The 785-nt window shown below is 66.8% G+C and carries 2 protein-coding genes; both read right to left on the bottom strand.

Features of this window, described 5'->3' with window-relative positions; translation table 11 throughout:
- On the bottom strand, positions 1-143 hold a 143-nt coding region (locus EN742_RS36520), incomplete at its 3' end, for a signal recognition particle receptor subunit alpha (RefSeq protein ID WP_148670596.1).
- A gap of 276 nt (positions 144-419) precedes the next feature.
- Positions 420-785: glycosyltransferase (locus EN742_RS36525; RefSeq protein ID WP_128333964.1), on the bottom strand; the 366-nt coding region annotated here is incomplete at its 5' end.

Below are 785 nucleotides of genomic sequence, written 5' to 3' on the forward strand. Positions count from 1 at the left end.
ACCACTTCCAGCGCCACGTCGGCCTCGAGCAGCGCGCGGCGCACCTCGCGCAGCGCCGCGGAGACATCCGCCTCCGACAACGCGCCGCGGCCGGTCAGGCCGTTCAGGATGGAGCCAAGGCGCTCCTGAAGGGATTCAAACATTCTGGTTCCTTTTCTCGGGGCATCCGGATGATGTCCGAGAGGTAATGCGTTCGCGCCCGATGTCCAACAAGCAAAGTCCAAAGCCAAAAAGCACCCGGGGGCGCCTTGCGCTGCCGGGTGTTGGCCTCCAGGATCGGTTTACAGCACTTGGCCTCTAGAGGCTTCGGCGTCCTGGTCGGCTTGCTCGGAGGGATACTCGTCGCGGAATTAGGGGCGTGTAGACAGGAAAACGCCCCGGGAGTCAAGATACGGGCCGAAATCGGCCGGCGCGACGGCTCAGGGGAGCGTTTCGCCGTCGAGGATGCGGGCATAGAGTTCGAGATAGGCCTGCGCCGTCCGGGTGATCGGAAAGCGGTCGGCCGCGGAGTCCCGGCAGCGCCCGGGTGAAAGATCGGCGATCGCGGAAAGCGCCGCGGCAAACTCGGCATCGGTGTCGAAAAAACGTCCGGTGTCCGCGTCGACGATCTCCGGCAGGGCGCCGCGCGGCGTCGTCAGCACCGGCGTGCCGCACAGCATCGCCTCGACCGGGGCCATGCCGAACGGCTCTTCCCAGGCGATCGGATTGAGGAATGCCCTGGCCTCGCCGCGCAGCCGCAGTTTTTCGGCGCCGCCGACGACGCCGTGGAAACGATAGCGGCGGCC

Origin of the sequence: Mesorhizobium sp. M4A.F.Ca.ET.020.02.1.1 (assembly GCF_004022645.1) — a bacterium.
GTDB lineage: Bacteria > Pseudomonadota > Alphaproteobacteria > Rhizobiales > Rhizobiaceae > Mesorhizobium.